Source organism: Brevundimonas sp., assembly GCF_051858995.1.
Classification (GTDB): domain Bacteria; phylum Pseudomonadota; class Alphaproteobacteria; order Caulobacterales; family Caulobacteraceae; genus Brevundimonas.
The window spans coordinates 20,217-43,668 of record NZ_JBHYGN010000005.1 but is presented as its reverse complement, the minus strand read 5'-3'; the positions used below and the strand labels follow the sequence as shown (position 1 = coordinate 43,668).

Here is a 23,452-nt window from a genome sequence, read left to right as displayed (position 1 = left end):
CCATGAATCACGCATCAGGCCGCAAGTGAATCCCCTGAATGTCGATTGGACCTAGAACGGCCGTTCCGGCGGCGGGAAGCGGCTGCGCCACATCGCGCCGAACAGATTGACGTAGTCATCCGTCCACGGGCGCACCGAGGTCTGTTTGACCGTTTTCCAGCGCGGATCCCGTCCGAAGTCCGCCAGCCCCTCGCGCGTCGGCGACAGGATCAGGGCCTCCGTCGAGGCCTCGGCCATGTCGGGCGACTCCCCCGTCTCGTAATAGAGCTGATGCAGGCTGGGCACGCCCAGTTGCTGCGCCGCCGCGATGGCCGGCAGGGTGATCTCGAGATTGCGGTTCGACAGGTGCAGCAGCACCACTCCGTTCGGCTTCAGCAGGCGCAGATAGCCCTGGATCGCCTCGGCGGTCAGCAGGTGGGTCGGCACCGCGTCCGATGAGAAGGCGTCGATGATCAGCAGGTCATAGCTGTGCGCCGGCTGGTGGTTCAGTGTCAGGCGCGCATCGCCCAGCACCGTGTCGATCGGCCCGTCGGCGCAGTCGGAGATGTAGCTGAACCATTTCGGATCGCGCGACAGCCGGTCGACCATCGGATCGATCTCGAAGAAGGTCATCCGGTCGGCGGCGCGCTTGTAGGCCGCCATGGCGCCGGAGCCCTGCCCCACCACGCCGATCCGCGCCGGGCCGCGCTGCTGCACCATCAGGGCCGACTGACCGATGGGGGTGGCGACGTTGTAATAGAGCGTCGGTGCGCAGACGTTCTGCCCGCCCTGCGCCTGCGCCCCGTGCAGGGTGGTGCCGTGCATCAGCACATGGACGTCCCCGCCCATCCGCGGGTCCCTCACATTGGCGACCCGCATAACGCCGAAGAAGCTGCGCTCCGAATAGGTCCAGTCATAGCCGCGCGCGATCCACTGGGACGACAGGGCGATCATCACCAGAATGACGGTGTAGACCGGCGCCCGGTCGCGCACGAGGAAGGCGCAGATGGCCGCCGGGATCAGCATGATCATGGCCAGTTGGCCCATGCCCAGCGGGAAGATGCGGTAGAAGGCGCCCCGCGCCTCGTCGTTCGCGTCCAGCCACAGGGACAGCAGCACCGGGGCCAGGGCCACGGCGGCGGCGGCGACCAGCGCGCCCAGATGCTGACCAGTGAAGCGCGCCTTGCCCCACGGCCGCAACAGGCCGACCAGCACGAGAACCAGCGGATACTCCCAGACCATGTTGAAGATCACCGGCGCCAGCAGGGCCGTGAAGGCGCCCCCGACCACGCCGCCCAGCGACATCAGCAGATAGAACTCGGTCAGCCGGTCCGGCGCGGGGCGACGCGCCGCCAGCAGTTGGTGGCACATCAGGGTCGTGAAGAAGAAGGCCAGGATGTTGACCCCGAAGGCCATGCCCCAGTTGGCCGAGCGGAAGGCCACCAGCAGCACGCAGACCGCGCCCAGCGCCGCCTGGATGACCAGGGTGATCGGCAGCGGAATCCACGGCCGGTTCTGGAAGGCGATGACGAAGGTGAACAGGTACAGCGCCAGCGGGATGACCCACAGGAAGGGCGCCGAGGCCACGTCGGTCGACAGGTGGGACGTCACCCCCAGCATCAGGCTGGACGGGGCGGCGGCCAGCAGGACCAGCATCCCCTTCTGCAGCCACGGAATCGGCGCGCTCTTCACCAGCGGCGCGGGCTCGGCGGTCCGGTCGAGGCGACGGCTCCACACCACGAAGGCCAGTGCCACGATCAGCAGCACGAAGACGCCGTAGCCGCCGGTCCAGCTCCAGCGCTGGCCCGACAGGGTGCTTAGCGGCTCGATCAGGATCGGATAGGACAGCAGGGCCAGGAAGCTGCCGAGGTTGGAGGCGGCATAGAGGACATAGGGGTTCTGGCCGTCCGCATGACCGGCGCGCACCCGGGCGTACCAGGCCTGCAGCAGGGGCGCGGTGGCGGACAGGATGGCGAAGGGCGCGCCGACCGACAGGGTCAGGGTGGCCAGCAGCCACCAGATCGGCGCCGAGGGGTTGGGCTCGCCCAGCCAGCCGTTGATGTGCAGCGGCAGGAACAGGGCCGCCAGCGCCAGCAGCGCCAGATGGACCCCGACCTGCACCTTGATGGAGCCGATCCGCTGCACGCCGTGGGCGTAGCCGTAGCCGGCCAGCAGCGCCGCCTGGAAGAAGACCATGGCGGTGTTCCACACCGATGGCGAGCCGCCCAGCATGGGCAGGACCAGCTTGGTCACCATCGGTTGGACCACGAAGACCAGAGAGGCCGAGGTGAAGATGGCGACCGCGAACAGGATGGGCGTCAGGCGATCCGCGGGGGGCGTGGCCGTATCCATGGTGGTCTCGCTCATGCCCGCCCCGTATGCTGGCGTCCGTATGACGCGCGGTCAGCCTAGACCGACTCGCCGCCCCTTCGGAAAGCCCCGATGTTCCCGGACGATATCCAGACCCTCGCTAAACAGATCATTACGCAGGCGACGGCCAGGGGGCTGATGGCGGCCACGGCCGAGAGCTGCACCGGCGGGCTGGTGGCGGGCGCCCTGACCGAAATCGCCGGATCATCGGCGGTCGTGGACCGGGGCTTCGTCACCTACAGCAATGAGGCCAAGACGGATCTGGTGGGCGTGCCCGCTGACCTGATCGCGGCCCACGGGGCGGTGTCCGAGCCGGTGGCCCGGGCGATGGCGCAAGGCGCGGTGGCGCACTCCCGCGCGGCCGTCTCCGTGGCCATCACCGGCATCGCGGGCCCCGGCGGCGGCTCGGACGAAAAGCCGGTCGGCCTGGTTCACTTCGCCGCAGCCGGACCGTCGGGCGTCATCCATGTCGAGAAGCGCTTCGGCGACATCGGGCGCGAGGCGGTGCGGCTGGAGAGCGTGCGGGTGGCGCTGGGCCTGCTGCTGGACCGGATCAACGCATGACCGTCGTCGATGCACGCGGCCATCGCTGCCCGACCCCCAGTCTGAAACTTCAGAAGGCCTTCCACGCCGCCGGGCCGGGCCAGCGCCTGACCCTCCTGGCCACCGATCCGATGGCGCGCATCGACGTGCCCTTCCTGATGCAGGACCTCGGCGGGACGGTGGTGTCGATCGAGGAGGCCGACGGCGTCCTGACTATCGCGGTCGAGACGCCCGCCGCTCCGACAGGCTGACCACGGTCTTGGCGGCTTCGCCCTCGGCGTCGTCGGCCTGATCCGGACCGTCGATCTCGCGCGCGGCGATCTCCATCTCGGTGGTGAAGGCGCCGCCGTAGAAGATGGCGTTGACGTTCCACGACAGCCAGATCAGCAGCACCACCACGGCGCCGACCGAGCCGTAGGTCGCGCCCAGCGGCGCGATCTGCTCGACATAGATGGCGCACAGCCAGGACGAGATGGTCGACATCACCGTGGCCACGATGCCGCCGGCGATGGACGGGACCCAGGCCACCGGCGTCCGGTGCGACATGGCGTAGCGATAGAGCATGGTCAGGCCGATCGCGAGGCCCAGCGCGGGCCACAGGCCGTCCAGCGACACGCCGCCGCCGGTCGTCGAGCCGACGGGCCCGGTGTGCTCCAGCAGGCGCGAGGTCACCACGGCGCCGGACACCACGGTGAACAGGGCGAAGGCGAACAGGGCCACAAAGAAGGCCAGCAGGTTGAACTTGAAGAAGCCGTGCGGCTCGGTCTCGTCGTGGATCAGGTTCAGCCCGGCCAGCAGGGCCTTGAAGCCGCGGTGGGCGGCGTATCCGCCGATGACGAGGGCGAAGAAGCTCTGGGCCGAGACGGTCCGGGCCGAGGCGTTGGCCAGCCGCTCGATCTCCTGCTCGAAGATGGCGCGGGCCGCGTGGGGCATGACGTCGGCCAGGGCCGCCGCCTGCTCGCTGACCTGCCCGATGGACAGGACGACCTTGTAGAAGCCGATCAGGATGGCGATGGCGGGGAAGACGGCCAGCAAGGCGAAGAAGGACACCCCGCCCGTGTAGAGCATGACGTCGCGGCCCCAGCTGCGGGTGAAGGCTCGAACGGCCAGTCGGCCCCACAGCTTCGGCATGGCCCAGCGGACCGCCGCGTTCGTTTCAGTTTTAGCCTGCAAGCCCGTACTCGTCGCCGCCCAAGGGACCACGTTTACCGCAATTCGGCCACAGGGGAACCGGCTTACGGACGCCCCGGAAAATCCTCAACGCCGCCCGTTGCTTCCGGACCGGTGTCATCGCTATGGTCGCCGCCAATGAGATCGCCCCGGGGCTGGAGGCGACACGGAGTGCCCATCCGTTGGCTTCTGATCCGCGCATTCTGGTCGTCGCGCCTGACGACGACCTGATCGGGCCGCTGTGCCAGGGGCTGGACGCCCTGGGCTGGCGCACCGTGACCGCCCGTTCGCTGGCCGGCGCCGTGCAGGTGCTGATCGACTGGCCGCTCGAAGCCGTGATTCTGGACGCCTCCCTGCCGGACGCCCAGGAAGGCGTGCGCGCCATGCGCCAGACCGTCACCCCGCGCCGCCTGCCCGTCCTGGCCGTCGGCCCCGGCGCGGCGGACTGGGAGGCCGGGCTGGCCGACATCGCCATGTCCGTGCCGCCGCACGCCGCCCAGGCCGCGCTCCGGCTGGAGAACCTGGTCCGCACCGCCATCGCCGAGGAAGAGGTCAGCCTGCGCGAGGCCACCTTCGCCGCGCGGGGCGAGCCGCTGACCGCCGCCGAGGTCGAGACCAATCCGCTGCGGGTGCTGGCGGCGGGCAAGCCGGACCGGCATTTCCTGGCCCTGTCCAACGCCCTGACCGCGCACGGCTGCGAGGTCGTGGCCGCGCCGACGCCCTACACCGCCTTCGACTATCTGCATGAGCGCCCGTTCGACGCCGCGGTGCTCTGGGGCGCCGAGGACCACGCCCCGGCCCTGTCCATCGCCTCGGGCATGAAGCGGAACACCCGCCTCTATCACGTGCCCGTCATCCTCTATCTGCGCGGCTCCGGCGAGATCAATCTGGCCGAGCTGTACAACCGCGGCTTCGCCGACGTCGCCGCCGCCGATACGCCCGAGGAAGAGACCGCCGAGCGCATCGTGGCGCTGGCCAGGGCGCACCGCCGCCATGTCGCCATCCGCCGGGCGCTGGAGAGCGCGCGCGGCTCGGGCCTGACCGATCCCGCCACCGGCCTGTTCACCCGCGAACTGTTCGCCAGCCATCTGGCCCGGGTGGCCGAGGGCGCGCGGATGCGTCGCCGCCCCCTGTCCGTCGCCGTCCTGCGCGTGTCCGAGACCGAGGCCGTGGTCAGCGCCCGCGAAGGCGGCTGGCTGGACCGCGCCCTGCCCCAGATCGGCGCCATGGTCTCGCGCCTGATCCGCACCGAGGACACCGCCGCCCGCCTGTCCGCCGATGTCTTCGCCCTGGCCCTGCCCGCCACGCGCGGCCCCGCCAGCCGGATCGCCGCCGACCGCATCGCCGCCGTCATCAGTTGCACCGCCTTCGACGCCGGTCCGGACCGTCCGCCCTTCGTGGTCGAGTTCGAGGTCGGCGTGGCCGAGGTCATGCCCGGCGAATCCCCCGCTCTGGTGCTGGAGCGCGCCTCGGCGGACGTCGGCGCCGCCACCCGCTAATTTGACAACTTTATTTGTCTAATGCAGGTTCGGGTCATGACGACCCGGCCCTCCTCCCTGCTCGACGACCTGGACACGGCGCATCTGGCGCTGGCGCCGATCCGCCGGCGCATCCTGTCCGCCCTGATCGAACCCGCCTCCGCCGCCGGTCTGGCCGAGCAGCTGGAGATGCCGCGCCAGAAGATCGGCTACCATCTCAAGGCGCTGGAGGACGCGGGCCTGATCCGGCTGGCGGGCGAGCGGAAGAAGCGCGGCTTCACCGAGCGGCTGTTCGTCGCCGCCGAACGCTATGTGCTGGACCCCGCCCTGCTCGCCCCCGCCGATCCCGACGCCGTCGATGCGCAGGACCGCCACGCCGCCGGCCACCTGATCAACACCGCCTCGGCCATGGTCCGCGACGTGGCCCGGATGCGTGAGGCGGCCGACGCCGAAGGCGCGCGCCTGCTGACCCTGACGGTCGAGGCCGACCTGACCTTCGCCCGCCCCGCCGATTTCGACGCCTTCTCGCGCGACGTCGCCGAGGCCGTGGCCGAACTTGCCCGCCGCTATTCTGCACCTGAAGGCCGTCGCTACCGCCTGACCGCCGCGGCCCATCCGGCCGTGGTCAAACCCGCCCCCACAAGGAACTGAGCGTCATGACCGATCAGCCCATGGAAGACCGCGTTCTCGTTGAGGTGACCGTCCCCGCCCCCGCCGATCAGGTGTGGGCCGCCCTGCGGGACCGGGACCAGTTGATGCAGTGGTTCGGTTGGGACACCGACAGTCTGGGCGCCGAGGTCGACTGGATCTTCTTCGACCACGCCGTGCCAGATGACGCCAACAAGGTGTTGAATTTCGGCGGTATGCCCGACCGATATGAGGTCATCGCCCAGGGCGACCAGACCGTGATCCGCGTGGTCCGCAGCGCCCCGGTCAGCGAGGACGACTGGAACGCCGTCTATGAAGATATGACCGAGGGCTGGATCGCCTTCACCCAGCAACTGGCCTTCCTGCTGGCCCGCCACGTCGGCCAGCCGCGCCGCACCATCTACCTGTCCGGCGAGCCGCTGGGCGACCACGCCCTCAACGGTCTCGCGGGCGTCGGCATGGACGACGTCCCCGCCCCGGGCGAGCCTTGGGCGGGCGTCGTCGGGCCGGATTCCCTGAGCGGAACCGCCTGGCATCTGGGCCGCCATCAGGGCGGACTGACCGTCAGCGAATGGGGTGACGGCCTGCTGATTGCTCACAATCGCGGCCCGAACGCCAAATGGACCAGGGGCTGGACCAGCCTGACCCTGACCACCTATGGCCTCGACGACGCCGCCTTCAGCGCGCTTCAGAACCGCTGGACCGGCTGGTGGACGGACCATTTCAGGAGCCGCCCGCCGGAGGGGATGGAAGAAGGCTGCGGTTAAGCCGCTCCCGCCACCCGCGCCAGATCGGCGGTGATGCGTTCGGCGACCTTCAGGCGGTCCTCCGGCGTGTCCCAGTCGCCCTTCACGACGATCTTCTGATCCGGCCGGATCTTCCAGAAGGCGTGGTTCTTCTGGATCAGGCCGACCAGACCCATCGGGTTCGGGAAAGTCCCATTCCTCAAGGTCAGCACCGCGCCCTTGGGCCCCACATCGATGCGTTCGACGTGGGCGATCTTGCAGTTCGCCTTGATGCCGACGATGCGCAGCAACTGCTTCGCTTCATCCGGCAGCGGGCCGAAGCGGTCGATCAATTCGGCGGCCAGGGCCTCCCGGCCCTCGGTGTTCTCGGCGTCGGACAGACGGCGATACAGGCTCAGACGCACGTTGAGGTCCGGGACATAATCCTCAGGAATCAAGACCGCCGCGCCGACATTGATGGCCGGCGACCAGCCGCGATCGACCACCTCCTCGCCCGCTTCACGCAGGGAGGCGACGGCGTCTTCCAGCATCTGCTGGTACAGTTCGACTCCCACCTCGCGGATGTGGCCCGACTGCTCGTCGCCCAGCAGATTGCCGCCGCCGCGCTGGTCCAGATCGTGGCTGGCCAGCTGGAAGCCGGCGCCCAGATTATCCAGCGACTGGAGCACCTGCAGACGGCGTTCCGACGACAGGGACAGCGGCTTCTTCGGGTCCGTGGTCAGGTAGGCGAAGGCGCGCGCCTTGGCCCGGCCGATGCGGCCCCGGATCTGGTGCAACTGGGCCAGGCCGAACATGTCCGCCCTATGCACAATCAAGGTGTTGGCCGTCGGAACATCAAGTCCGGACTCAACAATCGTGGTCGACAGCAGCAGGTCATAGGCCCCGTCGTAGAAGGCGCTCATCACCTCCTCCAACTGGGTCGCCGACATCTGGCCGTGGCCGACCACGAACTTGATCTCGGGCACCTGCTCGCGGAGGAATTTCTCGATGTCCGGCAGGTCGTTCAGACGCGGCACGACGTAATAGGCCTGACCCCCGCGATATTTCTCGCGCAGCAGGGCCTCGCGGATCAGCACCGGATCGGACGGGGTGACATAGGTCCGCACCGCCAGACGGTCGACCGGCGGGGTGGCGATGATCGACATCTCGCGGATGCCCGACAGGGCCATCTGCAGGGTGCGCGGGATCGGGGTGGCGGTCAGGGTCAGCAGGTGCACATCGGCGCGAAGCGACTTGAGCTTCTCCTTGTGCTTGACCCCGAAATGCTGCTCCTCGTCGACGATCACCAGGCCCAGGTCCTTGAACCCGACCTGCTCGCTCAGCACCGCATGGGTGCCGACCACGATCTCGAACGTTCCGTCCTTCAGCCCCGCGCGCGTCTCCGCGGCATCCTTGGTCGTGACCATGCGCGACAGGTGGCGCACGGTGATCGGCCAGCCGGCGAAACGCTCGGAGAAGGTCTTGAAATGCTGGCGGGCCAGCAGGGTCGTCGGACAGACCACCGCCACTTGCTGACCACTCATGGCCACCACGAAGGCGGCGCGCAGGGCCACCTCGGTCTTGCCGAAGCCGACGTCGCCGCAGATCAGGCGATCCATCGGCGTGCCCTTGCCCAGATCCTCCAGCACGTCGCCGATGGCGTTCAGTTGGTCGTCCGTCTCCTCATAGGGGAAGCGGGCGCAGAACTCGTCGAACAGGCCCTGCGGCGGGGTGATGGCGTCCGAGACGCGCAGGGCGCGCTTGGCGGCCAGGGCGATCAGGCCCTCGGCCATGTCGCGCAGGCGCTGCTTGGCCTTGGCCTTGCGGGCCTGCCAGCCCGCGCCGCCCAGCCGATCCAGCTGCACCCCGTCGCCGTCGGTGCCGTAGCGGGTCAGCAGGTCGATGTTCTCGACCGGCAGGTAGAGCTTGCTCTCCCCCGCGTACATCAGCTCCAGACAGTCGTGCGGCGCGTCCTGGATATCGAGCGTCTTCAGCCCCTCATAGCGGCCGATGCCGTGATCGAGGTGGACGACGAGATCGCCGGTCGTCAGGGCCGAGGCCTCCGCCAGGAAGTTCGACGCCCGGCGCTTCTTCTTCGGGCGCGCCAGACGGTCGCCGAGGATGTCGGTCTCGGAGATGACGGCCAGGCTGTCGGTTTCGAACCCGTGCTCGACCGGCAGGACGCCGCGCAGATAAAGCCCCTCGGGCGCCTTCTGCACATCGGCCCAGTCGCGCACCGCGACCACATGCTCCAGTCCGTGGTCGGACAGCATGGAGGCCAGACGCTCGGACGAGCCCTCGCTCCACGAGGCGAACAGCACCCGCTTGCCGCCGTCCTTCAGCGTCTGGGCGTGCCGGGCCACCGCCTCGAACAGATTGACGCTGTCCTGCGACCGCTCAGCGGCGAAGGTGCGGCCCAGCCGCCCGCCCGCGTCCTCTCCGCCCGAGGCGAAGGGTGTCAGGCGACGCACGGCGCGACCGGCAAGCGCGCTGTTCCAGTCGCCCTGCGGCAGATAGAGCCGTTCGGGCGGCAGGGCGCGATTGGCGGCCCCGCCCTTGGTCTGAGATGCATCACGACGCGCCTCATAGGCGTCCGCCGTCAGGGTCCAGCGCTCGGCGCGGGCGGCCTCGACCTGATTGTCCAGGAAGACCGGCGCATCGTCCGGCAGATAGTCGAACAGGGTCTCGAGCCGGTCGTAGAGCAGCGGCAGCCAGTGCTCCATGCCCTGACGCCGCGCGCCCTCGCTGACGGCGGCGTACAGCGGATCGTCCCCGCCGGCGCCGAACAGGTTCAGATAGCCGGTGCGGAAGCGCGAGATGGCCTCGGGCGACAGCAGGGCCTCGGACACCGGGGCCAACGACACGTTGCGCATCTGGCCGGTCGACCGCTGGGTCAGCGGATCGAAGGTCCGGATCGATTCCAGCTCGGAGCCGAACATGTCCAGTCGCACCGGCTCCTCGAAGCCCGGCGGGAAGACATCGACCACCCCGCCGCGCACTGCGAACTCGCCCCGCTCGGCCACGGTCGAGGCGCGCAGATAGCCGTTGGCGGCGAAATACCGCTCCAGCGCCGTCGTATCGAGATCAAGGCCGACGACAGCCTCGAACCCGGCGCCGCAGGTGATCTCGCGCGGCGGCGTGCGCTGGGTCGCGCCGCCCACCGTGGTGACCACCAGCATCGGGCGGCTGTCGCCAATCTCGCGGCGGGCCAGGGTCGTCAGGGCCGCCATCCGCTCGGCCGAGACCGAGGCGGTCGGGCTGAGCCGGTCGTAGGGCAGGCAGTCCCAGGCCGGAAACTCCACCACCTCGATGTCGCCGGCGAAGAAGCGGAAGGCCTGGGTGAACTCGCCCATGCGGGCATAGTCGCGGGCCACGAACAGGCCAAGGCCGCCCGCGGCGCGCAGGCGTTCGGCCACGGTCAGGGCGTCCAGGCCCTCGGGCGCTCCGCCCAGCTCCTGATCGCCGCGTTTGGGGGTCATCGCATCCATCAGCCGGCGCCCTTGGCCACCTCGGCGGCGACATGCTCAGCCATGAAGGCGCGGATCTTGTCCATCAGCGAGCCCTGATACTGTTCAGGCGTCGGCGCGGTCTCGATGATCCAGGCGTAGAGCAGATGATCGTTGTCTTCCATCAGCAGGGCCTCGAACAGGTCCAGTTCGGCGTCGCTCAGCGTCGGTCCGACCTGATCCGAGAACGGCCCCAGCACCAGATCGGCCTCCCGGAAGCCGCGCCGCCAGGCACGGAAAGCGATCCGGCCCAGCCGTTGTTCCCGGGTTTCGTTCAGACGCGCGTTCGTATCGGCCACAAGAATCCTTGCCCGGTCAGTCATGTAGGGTCGGGCTGGAGATAGGCCCTCGGGACCGATTTTTCCAGTCGCGCGAGCCCCTCCGCCCACCGTCATAAAAGCTTGCGGCCCGCCGCCTAAGCCGGACGCGGCGACGGAGGGGAAACCGGGATGGCGAAGCGGCTCAAGGGATCGGCGCCGGCGCGGCCCAAGGGGGCGTCCGTGCGCGCCGCCGAGACCGAACTGGTCTGCTATGTGCGCCAGGGCTGGACCCCGCGCATCGCGCCCGCCTCGGCCAAGCGCCAGTGGATGACCGACACGCCCGAGAGCTTCGCCTACCGCTGCCTGCCGCTGGCGATCGCCAACGCCCACGGCTGGGACGTGCTCAGCCCCTGCGGCTTCAAGGCGCGCTGGCACGGCGGTCAGGGCGCCGGATCCATCGAGATCGTGCTCGATCCCGGGACCGATCCGAAGAAGGCCCCGGTGTCGGAGTTTGGAAACGGCGTCCTGACCTTCCACGTCGACGGCATCATGAGGACGTCCGAGGGCTGGAACCTGTGGGTCGGCGGCCCGCCCAACGCCGCCAAGGACGGCATCGCCCCGCTCAGCGGCGTGATCGAGACCGACTGGTCGCCCTACACCTTCACCATGAACTGGCGCTTCACCCGCCCGGACGTCTGGATCCGGTTCGAGGAGAACGAGCCCTTCTGCTTCTTCTTCCCCACCCCGCGCGGCGCCGTGGCCGGGCTGAAGCCCGAGCTGCGCCCCATGGAGGATCAGCCGGAGTTGCTGGCCACCTATGACGCCTGGGCCGTCTCGCGCGCGGAGTTTCAGGAATGGGCTCGCCGCACCCAGCCGTCGGCCCCGGCGGACCAGTGGCAGAAGCTCTACTATCGCGGCCTGCATCCGCAGGGGCACGCCGGGCCGGACGACCACGAGACCAAGCTGCGCCTGTCCGAGTTCCGCCAGACCGGCTCGCGCCGCGTCTGCCCGGTCAACCACGCCGACCCGCGCAAGCGTGACGGATAGGGGCGACCCGCGATAGGCTGGCCCCTTCATGCGGCCCCAGATTCTCTTCCCCCTGTTCGCCGAGGTCTCCACCCTGAAGGGCGTGGGCCCCAAGGTGCTGCCGCTGGTCCAGAAGGTGGCCGGCCCGCTGGTCCGCGACCTGCTGTTCCTGTCCCCGTCCGGGGTGGTCGTGCGCCGCCCGATGACCGCCGTCGACGCCGTCGAGGGCCAGGTCGGCATCTTCGAGGTCACGATCGACCGGCTGATCCTGCCCGGCAAGCCGGGCGTGCCGATCAAGGTGCGGGCGACCGACCAGACCGGCTTCGTCCACCTGATCTGGTTCGGCGGCTCGGGCCAGCACATCGACCGCCTGCTGCCGCGCGGCGAGACCCGACTGGTCTCCGGCAAGGTCGAGCGGTTCAACAATGAGGTCCAGATCGTTCACCCGGACGTCTTCAAGCCGACCGAGGCCGATGACATCGCCATGGTCGAGCCGGTCTATCCGGCGACGCAGGGGCTGGCCTCGCGCAACATCCGCAAGCTGGCGCTGCAGGCGGTGGCTCATGCGCCGGAACTGGCCGAATGGCAGGACCCGGCCTGGCTGGCCAAGCGCAAATGGACCGGCTGGCATGCGGCCATCACCGCCCTGCATGCCCCGACCGGCGAGCGCGATCTGGAGCCGGACGCCCCGGCCCGCGAGCGGCTGGCCTATGACGAGTTGTTCGCCCACCAACTGGCGCTGGCCCGCCGTCGCCGCGCCCGGCAGATCACCCCCGCCCCGGTCATCCGCCCCGGCGAGACCTCGGAACGGCTTCTGGCCGCCCTGCCCTTCACCCTGACCGGAGCCCAACAAAGGGCCGTCGAGGAGATCCGCCACGACCTCGCCTCGGGCGAACAGATGGGGCGACTGCTCCAGGGCGACGTCGGCTCGGGCAAGACGGCGGTGGCGGCGCTGGCGCTGGCCGACGCGGCGGCCTCCGGCTTCCAGGCGGCCCTGATGGCCCCGACCGAGATCCTCGCCCGCCAGCACTATCAGCGGCTGGCCCCCATGCTGGAGGCGGCGGGCGTGCCCACCGTCCTGCTGACCGGTCGCGACAGCCAGGCCGAGCGGCGACCGAAGCTCATGGCCCTGGCGTCCGGCGAGGCCAAGGTCGCCATCGGCACCCACGCCCTGTTCCAGGATGCGGTGCGTTTCGACCGGCTCGGGCTGGCGGTGATCGACGAGCAGCACCGGTTCGGCGTCAATGAGCGCGCCCGGCTGCAGGCCAAGGGCGACCCGCGCACCGGCGGCGTCCACCTGCTGACCATGTCGGCCACGCCGATCCCGCGCACGCTGGAGCTGACCCAGTACGGCGAACTGGACGTCTCGCGCCTGACCGAGAAGCCGCCGGGCCGCACGCCTGTGACGACCGCCGTCCTGCCGCTGGCCCGCATCGGCGAAGTGGCCAAACGGCTGAAGGCCGCGCTGGACGAGGGCGCGCAGGCCTACTGGATCTGTCCTCTGGTGGCCGAAAGCGAGGCCAGCGACCTGGCCGCGGCCGAAGCGCGGGCCGCCGACCTGCGCCGCATCCTGCAGGTCGAGGTCGGACTGGCCCACGGCCAGATGCCGGGCGCCGAGCGCGAGGCGGTCATGGCCGACTTCGCCGACGGCCGCACGCCCCTCCTGGTCGCCACCACCGTGGTCGAGGTGGGCGTGGACGTTCCCAACGCCTCCATCATGGTCATTGAACACGCCGACCGCTTCGGCCTGGCCCAGTTGCACCAGCTGCGCGGGCGCGTCGGGCGAGGGGCCAAGGCCTCGACCTGCCTGCTGCTGTACGGCGGCGGCGATGACGGCCAGGGGGCGACTTTGGGGGAGACTGCCAGGACCCGGCTGGAGACCCTGCGCCGCACCGAGGACGGCTTCGAGATCGCTGAGGAGGACTTCCGGCTGCGCGGCGGCGGCGACCCGCTGGGGCTGAAGCAGAGCGGCTTCCCCGCCTATCGCTTCGCCGACCCGGTGCGCCACCGTTCGCTGATGCTGGCCGCCTCGGACGACGCCCGGATCATGCTGGGCCGCGACCCGGACCTGCTATCGCCGCGCGGCGAGGCGGTGAAGGTGCTGGAAGCCCTGTTCGACTGGCGCAACGACCGGTCAGGCCTCGATTAGGCTGGATGAGTCGCGGTCCAGAGCGCCAGTCGCGCCTGAACGTCTGCCTCAATATCTCCGTAGAACAGATTATACGGACGCGCCTTTCGGCGATCCACCCAGCTGCCGGTCGTGCGGAACGACTCCAGCTTGGGGTCGGAGTGGCGCAGCAGGCCGTCGCGGCATTGGGTCGAGACTTCCCGCGCGATCAGGGCCGGACGCGCGCCCCACTCCAGTCCCGTCGCGTTGGTGGCGCCGCGCTGGCCCCGGGCCGCGACCGGCGCCGTATCGGTCGAGCCCGTCACCGGGTTCACGCACAGGGCCGGACGACCGTCCAGGGTCACCAGACGTCCGCGCCCGTCCCAGACCAGCGCCCGATTTAGCCGCCGCCGCGCCGCCCCGTCATTGCCCTCACTCACCGGCGACCAGCCGACGATGCAGCCCATCTGCTCGCGACGGCTGCAGGCGGGCATGGCGGGCGACAGGCTGTCCGCGGCCGCCACCACATCCATCAGATAGACGGCCACGACGCGCGAGCGCAGCGCCGCGTCCGTCGCCACCCGCTCTCGCACCAGCCGCTCCAGCAACTCCCCCCCCTGCTCGGCCCCGGCCAGCACCAGCGGCCCGGTCGGATTGCGGGTCAGCCAGACCTCGAAGGCCGTGGCCACGTCGCCGTAGGCGAAGGCCCGGGCCTCGCGCGCATCCTCGCGCAGGGTCAGGCGGGTGTAGAGGCTGCCCTGCCGATAGCGCGGCGCGCTGACCACCCCGGCCCGCGCGAACGGCCCGGCGTAGTTGGGCAGGACGACCTCTTTCAGCCAGCGCTCGCCGCGCCGCTCGCCGATCGGACCATTCCAGTCGCGACCGCCGTCATAGGTGGTGGAGTGGACGAAGAAGACCGCCGCCGGACCGGCTTCCGGTCCCCGCGCCCCCCGCAGCGCCCAGGCCGAGGGCGTCCGGTAGTCGGGAGCGGGCGGCGGCGTATAGGTCTGGAACGGGACCTTGGGGTCCAGCCCCTCCTTCAGGATATCGCCCCGGAAGACCACCAGGGCGATGGCCACGAGAATGAGGAAGCCGATGGCGACAAAGCCCGCGCACCGGCGCCATGTCAGCCCGCCCGGGATCACCGGTAGGCGTCCGGCTTCATCAGGAAGTCCTGCACATAGCGGCGGACCCCCTCTTCCAGCGGCGTCGACTGGCCGCTGTAGCCGGCGGCGCGAACCCGCTCCATCCGGGCCTCGGTGAAGTACTGGTACTTGTCCCGGATCGACAGCGGGGTGTCGACATACTCGACCTGGGGCGCCTTGCCCGCCGCCGCGAAGGTGGCGTGGGCCAGATCGAGGAAGGACCGCGCCTGCCCCGAACCGGCGTTGAACACGCCCGACACCGACGGCGTCTCCAGCAGCCAGTCGATGATGTCGACCACGTCCTCGACGAAGACGAAGTCGCGCATCTGGCCGCCATCGGCGTAGTTCGGATTGTGCGACCGGAACAGGGTGACCGGCTCGCCCGCCTGCACCTTGGGCCAGATCTGGGCCACGACCGACTTCATCCCGCCCTTGTGGTACTCGTTCGGCCCATAGACGTTGAAGAATTTCAGCCCCGCCCACTGGCTGGGAGCATTGCCCAGATCGGCCTGTTTCACCGCATACTGATCAAACAGATATTTCGAGTAGCCGTAGGCGTTCAGGGGCCGAAGCCCCGACAGCCACTCAATATCGTCGCGATCCTCGAACCCGCTCTCGCCGTCGCCGTAGGTGGCTGCCGAGGAGGCGTAGATCAGCCGCGCGTCGCGCAGCACGCACCAGTCCCACAGGTCGCGCGACAGGCTGAAGTTCGTGCGCATGATCAGGTCGGCGTCGGCCTCGGTTGTCGAGGAGATGGCGCCCATGTGTACGATGGCCTCGACCCGGTCGGCGTGGCGCTCCAGCTTTTCGAACAGCTCTTCCGGCGACCAGAAGTCGGCGATGCCGTGCTTGGCCAGGTTCTTCCACTTGCCCAGCGCCGCCTCTTCCATGCGGTCGCAGACCACGATGTCCCGCCGGTCCTCGGCGCACAGGCGCGCGACGATGTTCGAGCCGATGAAGCCCGCGCCGCCGGTCACCACGATCATCCGCCGGGCCATCAGCTGTCCTTCATCTTCTCGATGGTGCGCGTCGTGGAGAAGCCGTCCTCGAACGTCGCCAGTTTCACCTCGCCGCCCCAGCTTTCCACCAGGTCGCCGCCGACCACGCCCTCGCGGGTGTAGTCCGCGCCCTTGATCAGCACATCGGGCCGGAGCCGCTCGATCAGGGCCAGCGGGGTCGGGTCGTCGAAGCTGGTCACCCGGTCCACCGACTGGAGGCCGCCGATGACCACGGCGCGGCTGTCCAGATCATTGATCGGCCGGCCCTCGCCCTTCAGCCGGCGCACCGAGGCGTCGGTGTTCAGCGCCACCACCAGCCGGTCACACCACGAACGGGCCTGCGCCAGATAGGCCACGTGGCCGCGGTGCAGGATGTCGAAACAGCCGTTGGTGAAGCCGACCTTCAGCCCCTGCCGTTTCCAGCCCTCGACCACATGCGCCAGCTCCTCCAACGGCATCACCTTGGCGTGGGCGCCCGAGGCGTGCTGGCTCATCTCCGCGTCGATCAGTTCGGCGGGCGAGACCACGGCGGTCCCCGCCTTTCCGACCACCACGCCCGAGGCGAGGATGGCGAATTCGACCGCCGTCTCCAGTGAGGCGCCCGCGCCCAGCGCCAGACCCAGCGCCGCGAGACCGGTGTCGCCGGCGCCCGAAACGTCGAACACCTCGCGCGCCCGGCCGGGGAAATGCTTGGCCTCGCCGCCGCGCCGCATCAGGCTCATGCCCTTGCCCGCGCGGGTGACGATGATGGCCTTGGCCGTGGTCGCGGCCAGCAGCGCCGTCAGCGCCGCCTCGACCTCGGCGTCCGTATCGACCGGCAGGCCGGTGGCGCCGGCCAGTTCGCTGGCGTTCGGCTTGATCACATCGACCGCGCCGTATTTGGCGAAGTCCGAGCCCTTGGGATCCACGATCACCGGCGCGCCCAAGGCCTTCGCCGCCTTCAGGGCGTCGTCCAGCAGGGCGGCCGTGACGCTGCCCTTGGCGTAGTCGGAAATCAGGATGCTGGCGGCGGCGTCGAACACGCCGTTGGCCGGCAGGGTCCGGTCGCCCGGCTCCTCGTCGTCCAGCCGCAGCAGTTGCTGCCCGGCCGAGACATAGCGGGTCTTCACGATGGTCGGCGCCGCGGCGCTGACCTCGACGAAGCTGTCCACGCCCTCGTCCTGCTTGATCAGGGCCAGCAGTTCGAAACCGGCGGTGTCATGTCCCACGGCCGCGCCCAGCCGGGCGACGCCGCCCAGCGAGCCTACGTTGCGCGCGACGTTGCCGACAGCCCCGGCCATGGCCACGGTCCGCTTCGCCTTGAGCACCGGGATCGGCGCTTCGGGCGAGATGCGGCTGACCTCGCCATAGACATAGCGGTCCAGCATCAGGTCGCCGACACAGGCGACCTTCAGCCCGCGCACGCGCTCCAGAAGCGCCTGCAGTTGTCCCAGATCGAGCGTGCGTTCAGCCATCCGGACCGACTACCGGATTCAGGCGACCTTCGCCATCCGCGCCTTCGACAGGGCGTCATAGGCCAGAAGGTCGGCGGCCAGGGCCTCGAACTGGCTCAGCGGCACCATGTTCGGGCCGTCCGACGGGGCGTGATCCGGGTCCTGGTGGGTTTCCATGAAGACGGCGTCCACGCCCACGGCCACGGCGGCGCGGGCCAGCACCGGCACGAACTCGCGCTGGCCGCCCGACGACGTGCCCTGTCCGCCAGGCTGCTGCACCGAGTGGGTGGCGTCGAACACGACCGGACAGCCGATCTCGCGCAGGATCGGCAGGGCGCGCATGTCGCTGACCAGGGTGTTGTAGCCGAAGCTGGCGCCGCGCTCGCAGGCCATGACGTTCGGATTGCCCGCGCCGGTGACCTTGGCGATGACGTTCTTCATGTCCCACGGGGCCAGGAACTGGCCCTTCTTGATGTTGATCGCCTTGCCCGTCGCGGCGGCGGCCAGCAGCAGGTCCGTCTGGCGGCTCAGGAAAGCCGGGATCTGCAGCACATCGACCACCTCGCCGGCGATGCGGCAGTGCTCCTCGGTGTGCACGTCGGTCAGGACCGGCAGGCCCACGCTCTCGCGGATTTCGGCGAAGATCGGCAGCGAGCCCTCAAGACCGAAGCCGCGCGCGGCGTTGGCGCTGGTGCGGTTCGCCTTGTCGAAGCTGGTCTTGTAGATGATGCCGACGTCCAGACGCTCGCCGATCTCCTTCAGCGCATGCGCCATCTCCAGCGCGTGCTCACGGCTTTCCAACTGGCAGGGGCCCGCGATGAAGGCGATCTTCTGGCCACCGCCGATGCTGACGGGACGGGCGACGCCCTTGATGTCGATGACGGCGTTGGGCTGGGACACGGCGGATTCCTGCGTAAAGCGACTTGGCGACGCGCGGCCCTTGCCGCACCTATGCGGCGATCAGGTGGCGTCGGACGTTGAGGATCGCAAGCTACCACGGAGCCCGACCGCATGACCACCAGACCCGCCCCCGTCATTCTGTGGTTCCGGCGGGACCTGCGCCTGTCCGACAATCCGGCCCTCAACCACGCGGCGGAGACCGGCGCGCCGGTCATTCCGGTCTACATACACGACGGAGGGCCGGTTCAGGACCGGGCGGGCGGCGCCTCCCTTTGGTGGCTCGACAAGTCGCTGCGCGCGCTGGAAGACAGCCTTGAGGCGCGGGGCTCGCGCCTGATCCTGCGCTCCGGTGATTCGGAAACCGAGCTGCGCCGCTTGATCGACCAGACCGGCGCCACCGCCGTCTTCATGAACCGCCGCTTCGAACCCGAACTGTTCGCCCGCGACGCCGACATCGCCCATGCGCTGAAGGCCGAAGATATCGAGGTGCGCGGCTGGAACGGCTCACTGATGTGCCGCCCGGGCGCGGTGCTGAACGGCGCGGGCCAGCCCTACAAGGTCTTCACCCCCTTCATGAAGGCCCTGCTGAACATCGCCGAGCCGCCGCCGCACACGACCGGCCCTCGCGCCATCGAGACGCCGAATGGTCTGGCCAGCGAGGCGCTGGACGACTGGAGCCTCCATCCCACAAGGCCCGACTGGTCCACCGGCTTCGACTGGACGCCGGGCGAGGCCGGGGCGTCCGAGGCCCTGTCGCGCTTCATCGCCGACGGGCTGAAGGCCTACAGCCGGGATCGCGACTTCCCCGCCGCGACGGGCTGCAGCCGCCTGTCCCCCCACCTGCATTTTGGCGAAATCCATCCTTGGCGCGCCATCGAACGGGTCCGCGCCGTGGCGGACGCAGGCAAGGTCCCGCAGGCCGAGGCAGAGAAATTCGTCGCCGAACTGGGCTGGCGCGACTTCTCGGCCCACCTGCTGCACCACTTCCCGCAGATCACCGACACCGCCTTCCGGCCCGAGTACGACCAGATGCCCTGGCGCGATGACGAGGCGGGGCTTCAGGCCTGGCAGCGAGGCCTGACCGGCTACCCCATCGTCGACGCCGGAATGCGCCAGCTGTGGACGACCGGCTGGATGCACAATCGCGTCCGCATGATCGTCGCCTCCTTCCTCGTGAAGGACCTGCTGATCGACTGGCGGCGGGGCGAGGCGTGGTTCCGCGACACCCTCGTCGACGCCGATCTGGCCAGCAATGTGCAGAATTGGCAGTGGGTCGCGGGATCCGGAGCCGATGCTTCACCGTATTTCAGGGTGTTCAATCCGGTCACCCAAGGGACGAAGTTCGATGCCAAGGGACAATACGTCCGCCGCTGGGTCCCCGAGATCGCGGCCCTGCCCGACAAATGGCTCCATGCCCCGTGGACCGCACCGCCGGAAATCCTGCGCGGGGTCGGCCTGCGCCTCGGCCACGACTATCCCCATCCGATCGTCGATCATTCGGAGGCGCGCGACCGCGCTCTCGAGGCCCTGCGCATGGTCACCGTGTCCCGCTACGATGACAGGGGGCACTGAGCCTCGGACATACACGACGGCGGACCCAAGCCTCTGATCCGGGACAGCTTCCGGCGCGTAGAAGACTCGGAACACAGGGGACGTCATGACCGAAAACGCCGCGCTTTCGAATCGTCGAGCCATTGACGCCCGGGAGGCCCATACCCACCCTCAAGGGATGACGTCGGTGACTACCGAGCGACAGGCGGATCAGGCCCGCACCCCACGCGGCGCGGCGCTCCTGCTTCACCTGCTCGCTGACAAATGGACCTACGGCCGCCTGTCCCTGCGACTGCCCGGCGGCGCGGTCCATGTGCTGGAAGGGACCGAGCCCGGCCCCTCCGCCATCCTCGATATCCGCGACTACGGCTTCGCCCGCCGGGTGCTGGCCAACGGCGATATCGGCTTCGCCGAGGGCTATATGGCCGGCGAGTGGGAGACGCCGCATCTGGCGCCCCTGCTGGAGGTTCTGGCCCAGAACTACGACCACATCCGGCGCCTGTTCGACGGCAATCCCCTGATGACCGCCGTCAACTGGGTCTCGCACCGCCTGAACCGCAACAGCCGCTCGGGATCGAAGAAGAACATCCACGCCCACTACGATCTGGGCAACGCCTTCTACGGCCAGTGGCTGGATCCCTCGATGACCTATTCGTCGGCGCGCTTCGCCACGCCCGACACCCCGCTGGAGGCCGCCCAGCGCGAAAAATACGCCTCGCTGGCCCGGATCATGGACCTCAAGCCCGGCCACAGCGTGCTGGAGATCGGCTGCGGCTGGGGCGGCTTCGCCGAGTTCGCGGCGACGGAGGTCGGGGCCAGGGTCACCGGCATCACCATCTCGCAGCAGCAGTACGACTTCGCCAGGCAGCGCCTGTTCAACGCCGGCCTGTCCGAGCGGGCCGATATCCAGTTGATCGACTATCGCGATGTGCGCGGCCAGTTCGACCGCGTCGCCTCCATCGAAATGTTCGAGGCCGTCGGCCAGGAATACTGGCCCGCCTATTTCGGCAAGATCCACGAGGTCCTCGCCCCCGGCGGCATGGCCGGGCTGCAGATCATCACCATCGAGGACGCCCTGTTCGCCGAGTACAACCGGCGCACCGACTTCATCCAGAAATACGTCTTCCCCGGCGGCATGCTGCCGTCCGAAGCGCGCCTGAAGCCGGTCATCGACCGGGCCGGGCTGGGCTGGCGGGCCATCGAGCGCTTCGGCCTGGACTACGCCGACACCCTCAAGCTCTGGGACGAGCGCTTCCAGTCCGCCTGGCCCGAAATCAGCCGCATGGCCGGCTTCGACGAGCGGTTCCGCCGCCTGTGGCGCTTCTATCTGGCCTATTGCGAGGCCGGGTTCCGGTCGCGGCGCACCGACGTTGTGCAACTTGCGCTGGCGAAGCCCTGAGCCCGCAGGCATCCTGACCCCATGCCGTTCTCCAGCAAGCCCGTCTCGCCGCTGATCTCCGCCGCCGACCTGGCCGCCCGGCTGGGCAAGCCGGGACTGCGCATCCTCGACGCCAGCTGGCATCTGGACGGTCGCGACGCTCGCGCGGACTTCGCGGCGGGCCATATCCCGGGGGCGGTCTTCGCCGATTTGGAGGCGGTGTCGGATCAGGACAGCCCCCTGCCTCACATGCTGCCGACGCCCGCCGCCTTCGCCGCCTCGGCGGGCCTGCTCGGCCTGTCGCAGGGCGATCCCATCGTCGTCTACGACACCGCCGGCCTGTTCTCGGCGGCGCGGGTCTGGTGGATGCTGCGGGTCATGGGCGCGACCGACGTGCGCGTGCTGGACGGCGGCCTGCCGGCCTGGAAGGCTCGGGGCCTGCCGCTGGAAAGCGGCCTTCCCGCCGCCCCCGCCTTCGCCGTCTTCAATCCGCGTCCGGCGGGCGCCGCCGCCGTCGCCGCTCAGGCCGATGTGCAGGCCGCCCTGACCGGCGGCGCCGCCCAGGTCGTGGACGCCCGCGGCCCGGCCCGCTTCAAGGGCGACGCCCCCGAGCCGCGTCAGGGCCTGCGCGCGGGCCATATGCCGGGCGCGATCAACCTGCCCTACGGCGCCATGCTCAATCCCGACGGCACCATGAAGCGCGGCGCGGCCCTGCAGGCGGCCTTCACCGAGGCCGGGGTGAAGATCGACCGCCCGGTGATCACCAGCTGCGGCTCGGGCGTCACCGCCGCCATCCTGACCCTGGCCCTCGCCGAGCTCGGCCGCCCCTCGCGCCTCTATGACGGCAGCTGGGCGGAATGGGGCTCGGCCAAGGGCGGTGAAGTCGTGGCGGGAGCTTAAGCCCCCAGCGTCGAGGGCTCGCGCGCGTCGTCCGGGACGGCGTCGTCGCTCTCGCCGCGCGAGACCACGGTGGCCAGCACCAGGTCGCCGGTGACGTTCAGCGTGGTCCGGCACATGTCCAGGAAGCGGTCGACGCCCAGGATCAGGCCGATGCCCTCGACCGGCACATTGACCATGGCCAGGATCATCGCGACCACCGGCAGCGAGCCGGCGGGCACGCCCGCGGTGCCGACGCCGCCCAGGATACAAACCAGCATGACCACGATCTGCTGGGTCAGCGACAGCTCCACGCCGAAGAACTGGGCCAGGAACAGCACGGTCACGCCCTCGAACAGGGCGGTGCCGTTCTGGTTGGCGGTGGCGCCGACGGTCAGCACGAACCGGGCGATCTTGCGCGGCAGGCCCAGTTCCTCGTCGGCGGCGCGCAGGGCGACCGGCAGCGAGGCGTTGGACGAGGCGGTCGAGAAGGCCATCACCATCGGCTCCCGCACGCCGCGGAAGAAGGTGATCGGGTTGATGCCGCCGCCGATCCACACGACGAGCGGATAGACCACGAACATATGCACGGCCATGGCGCCCACGGCCACGCCGACGAAGGCGGCCAGACGCACCAGCAGGTCCCAGCCGAACACGGCGGCCAGCTTGAACATCAGGCAGGCGATGGCCAGCGGGGCCAGTTTGATGAAGAGGTTGATCAGCTTCATCGTGACTTCCAGCAGCCCCTCGATGGTGCGCTGCAGGCCGTCGGTCTGGGGCGACTTGGCCATGACCAGCCCGATCCCGAAGAACAGGGCGAAGATCATCACCGGCAGGATCTGGTTCTCCGCCGCCGCGGTCACGACGTTGGACGGGATCAGGTCCAGGAAGAAGTCATCGAAGCGAACGCCGCCCTGGGCCTTCTCGACGATCTCGGTCGCGCCTTGGGCGCCCTGCGCCAGCAGCGACTGCGCCACCTCGGTCGGCACGCCGTCGCCGGGGCGGAAGAAGTTCACCATGCCCAGGCCGATGACCACGGCGATGCCCGACACGATGATCGTCAGCGCCAGCGTCTTCAGGCCTGCCCGGCCCAGCGAGTTCAGGTCGCCCATCTCGGCCACCCCGACCACCAGGGCCGAGAACAGCAGGGGGATGACCATCATGAAGAGCAGCTTCAGGAAGATCTGGCCGATCGTCCCGGCGATCACGATGGGGAACCAGTCCGCCGACGGCTGGAGGGTGAAGTTCACCCACAGACCGGCGCCCAGGCCGATGGCGAAGCCGAGAAGCATCAGCCAATGCAGGGCGATCCCGCCCTTTTTGGTCTTTTCCATTATTGGTCCCCCGGCTTTCCAGCCG

The 23,452-nt window shown here is 69.5% G+C and carries 19 protein-coding genes; 10 read left to right on the top strand and 9 right to left on the bottom strand.

From position 1 onward, the window contains the following. Positions 1 to 51: 51 nt before the first annotated feature. Positions 52 to 2,346, bottom strand: a complete 2,295-nt coding sequence (locus ACTIEF_RS04610) for a fused MFS/spermidine synthase (protein WP_439471020.1) — start codon at positions 2,344 to 2,346, stop codon at positions 52 to 54. A 75-nt stretch (positions 2,347 to 2,421) separates the two neighbouring features. Between ACTIEF_RS04610 and ACTIEF_RS04605 the strand changes: the two genes are divergently transcribed. Beyond that, positions 2,422 to 2,913: a CinA family protein gene (locus ACTIEF_RS04605; RefSeq protein ID WP_439471019.1), complete on the top strand. Its 492-nt coding sequence runs from the start codon at positions 2,422 to 2,424 to the stop codon at positions 2,911 to 2,913. Further along, on the top strand, positions 2,910 to 3,143 hold the full coding sequence (locus tag ACTIEF_RS04600) for a sulfurtransferase TusA family protein (RefSeq protein WP_439471018.1): 234 nt from the start codon (positions 2,910 to 2,912) through the stop codon (positions 3,141 to 3,143). The genes ACTIEF_RS04605 and ACTIEF_RS04600 overlap by 4 nt, the downstream gene beginning before the upstream one ends. Here the strand turns inward: ACTIEF_RS04600 and ACTIEF_RS04595 are convergent. Next, positions 3,106 to 4,023 carry a YihY/virulence factor BrkB family protein gene (locus ACTIEF_RS04595; RefSeq protein ID WP_439471022.1) on the bottom strand — a complete coding sequence of 306 codons (918 nt, stop codon included), beginning with the start codon at positions 4,021 to 4,023 and terminating at the stop codon, positions 3,106 to 3,108. The genes ACTIEF_RS04600 and ACTIEF_RS04595 overlap by 38 nt on opposite strands. 221 nt (positions 4,024 to 4,244) lie before the next feature. Between ACTIEF_RS04595 and ACTIEF_RS04590 the strand changes: the two genes are divergently transcribed. From ACTIEF_RS04590 to ACTIEF_RS04580, 3 genes are read left to right on the top strand one after another with little or no spacing between them, the layout of a single operon-like run. Beyond that, the gene (locus ACTIEF_RS04590; protein ID WP_439471021.1) at positions 4,245 to 5,561 is read left to right on the top strand and encodes a diguanylate cyclase domain-containing protein; all 1,317 of its coding nucleotides are present in this window, start codon (positions 4,245 to 4,247) and stop codon (positions 5,559 to 5,561) included. A gap of 36 nt (positions 5,562 to 5,597) precedes the next feature. Beyond that, positions 5,598 to 6,191 carry an ArsR/SmtB family transcription factor gene (locus ACTIEF_RS04585; RefSeq protein ID WP_439471017.1) on the top strand — a complete coding sequence of 198 codons (594 nt, stop codon included), beginning with the start codon at positions 5,598 to 5,600 and terminating at the stop codon, positions 6,189 to 6,191. Positions 6,192 to 6,196: 5 nt separating this feature from the next. Further along, positions 6,197 to 6,955 (top strand): SRPBCC family protein, encoded by a 759-nt coding sequence (locus ACTIEF_RS04580; protein WP_439471016.1) that lies wholly within the window; start codon positions 6,197 to 6,199, stop codon positions 6,953 to 6,955. On the opposite strand, the gene mfd is transcribed toward ACTIEF_RS04580, so the two are convergent. Then, on the bottom strand, positions 6,952 to 10,392 hold the full coding sequence (gene mfd, locus ACTIEF_RS04575) for a transcription-repair coupling factor (RefSeq protein ID WP_439471015.1): 3,441 nt from the start codon (positions 10,390 to 10,392) through the stop codon (positions 6,952 to 6,954). The two genes, ACTIEF_RS04580 and mfd, sit on opposite strands and share 4 nt — an antisense overlap. Positions 10,393 to 10,400: 8 nt before the next feature. After that, a complete protein-coding gene (locus ACTIEF_RS04570) occupies positions 10,401 to 10,718 on the bottom strand; it encodes a succinate dehydrogenase assembly factor 2 (RefSeq protein WP_439471014.1) in 318 nt (105 codons plus the stop codon). A 150-nt stretch (positions 10,719 to 10,868) separates the two neighbouring features. On the opposite strand from ACTIEF_RS04570, the gene ACTIEF_RS04565 reads away from it, so the two are divergent. Together ACTIEF_RS04565 and recG are read left to right on the top strand one after the other, a co-directional pair. Then, entirely contained in the window at positions 10,869 to 11,726 is an 858-nt protein-coding gene (locus ACTIEF_RS04565) for a DUF6065 family protein (protein WP_439471013.1), read from the top strand. Between the two features lie 28 nt (positions 11,727 to 11,754). Then, positions 11,755 to 13,854, top strand: a complete 2,100-nt coding sequence (gene recG, locus ACTIEF_RS04560; protein WP_439471012.1) for an ATP-dependent DNA helicase RecG — start codon at positions 11,755 to 11,757, stop codon at positions 13,852 to 13,854. On the opposite strand, the gene ACTIEF_RS04555 is transcribed toward recG, so the two are convergent. From ACTIEF_RS04555 to kdsA, 4 genes are read right to left on the bottom strand one after another with little or no spacing between them, the layout of a single operon-like run. Continuing rightward, entirely contained in the window at positions 13,851 to 14,957 is a 1,107-nt protein-coding gene (locus ACTIEF_RS04555; protein WP_439471011.1) for a DUF3089 domain-containing protein, read from the bottom strand. The two genes, recG and ACTIEF_RS04555, sit on opposite strands and share 4 nt — an antisense overlap. Continuing rightward, entirely contained in the window at positions 14,954 to 15,955 is a 1,002-nt protein-coding gene (gene rfaD / locus ACTIEF_RS04550) for an ADP-glyceromanno-heptose 6-epimerase (RefSeq protein WP_439471010.1), read from the bottom strand. Before rfaD ends, ACTIEF_RS04555 begins: the two co-directional genes overlap by 4 nt. Beyond that, the gene (gene rfaE2, locus ACTIEF_RS04545; protein WP_439471009.1) at positions 15,955 to 17,409 is read right to left on the bottom strand and encodes a D-glycero-beta-D-manno-heptose 1-phosphate adenylyltransferase; all 1,455 of its coding nucleotides are present in this window, start codon (positions 17,407 to 17,409) and stop codon (positions 15,955 to 15,957) included. The genes rfaD and rfaE2 overlap by 1 nt, the downstream gene beginning before the upstream one ends. 18 nt (positions 17,410 to 17,427) lie before the next feature. Beyond that, positions 17,428 to 18,288 carry a 3-deoxy-8-phosphooctulonate synthase gene (gene kdsA / locus ACTIEF_RS04540; protein WP_439471008.1) on the bottom strand — a complete coding sequence of 287 codons (861 nt, stop codon included), beginning with the start codon at positions 18,286 to 18,288 and terminating at the stop codon, positions 17,428 to 17,430. 111 nt (positions 18,289 to 18,399) lie between these two features. Between kdsA and ACTIEF_RS04535 the strand changes: the two genes are divergently transcribed. From ACTIEF_RS04535 to sseA, 3 genes are all read left to right on the top strand, one after another. Beyond that, positions 18,400 to 19,860: a cryptochrome/photolyase family protein gene (locus ACTIEF_RS04535; RefSeq protein ID WP_439471007.1), complete on the top strand. Its 1,461-nt coding sequence runs from the start codon at positions 18,400 to 18,402 to the stop codon at positions 19,858 to 19,860. A 157-nt stretch (positions 19,861 to 20,017) separates the two neighbouring features. Then, the gene (locus tag ACTIEF_RS04530; RefSeq protein WP_439471006.1) at positions 20,018 to 21,238 is read left to right on the top strand and encodes a class I SAM-dependent methyltransferase; all 1,221 of its coding nucleotides are present in this window, start codon (positions 20,018 to 20,020) and stop codon (positions 21,236 to 21,238) included. Positions 21,239 to 21,259: 21 nt separating this feature from the next. Beyond that, a complete protein-coding gene (gene sseA / locus ACTIEF_RS04525; RefSeq protein ID WP_439471005.1) occupies positions 21,260 to 22,117 on the top strand; it encodes a 3-mercaptopyruvate sulfurtransferase in 858 nt (285 codons plus the stop codon). On the opposite strand, the gene ACTIEF_RS04520 is transcribed toward sseA, so the two are convergent. Beyond that, positions 22,114 to 23,427 carry a dicarboxylate/amino acid:cation symporter gene (locus ACTIEF_RS04520; RefSeq protein WP_439471004.1) on the bottom strand — a complete coding sequence of 438 codons (1,314 nt, stop codon included), beginning with the start codon at positions 23,425 to 23,427 and terminating at the stop codon, positions 22,114 to 22,116. The two genes, sseA and ACTIEF_RS04520, sit on opposite strands and share 4 nt — an antisense overlap. Positions 23,428 to 23,452: the final 25 nt, after the last annotated feature.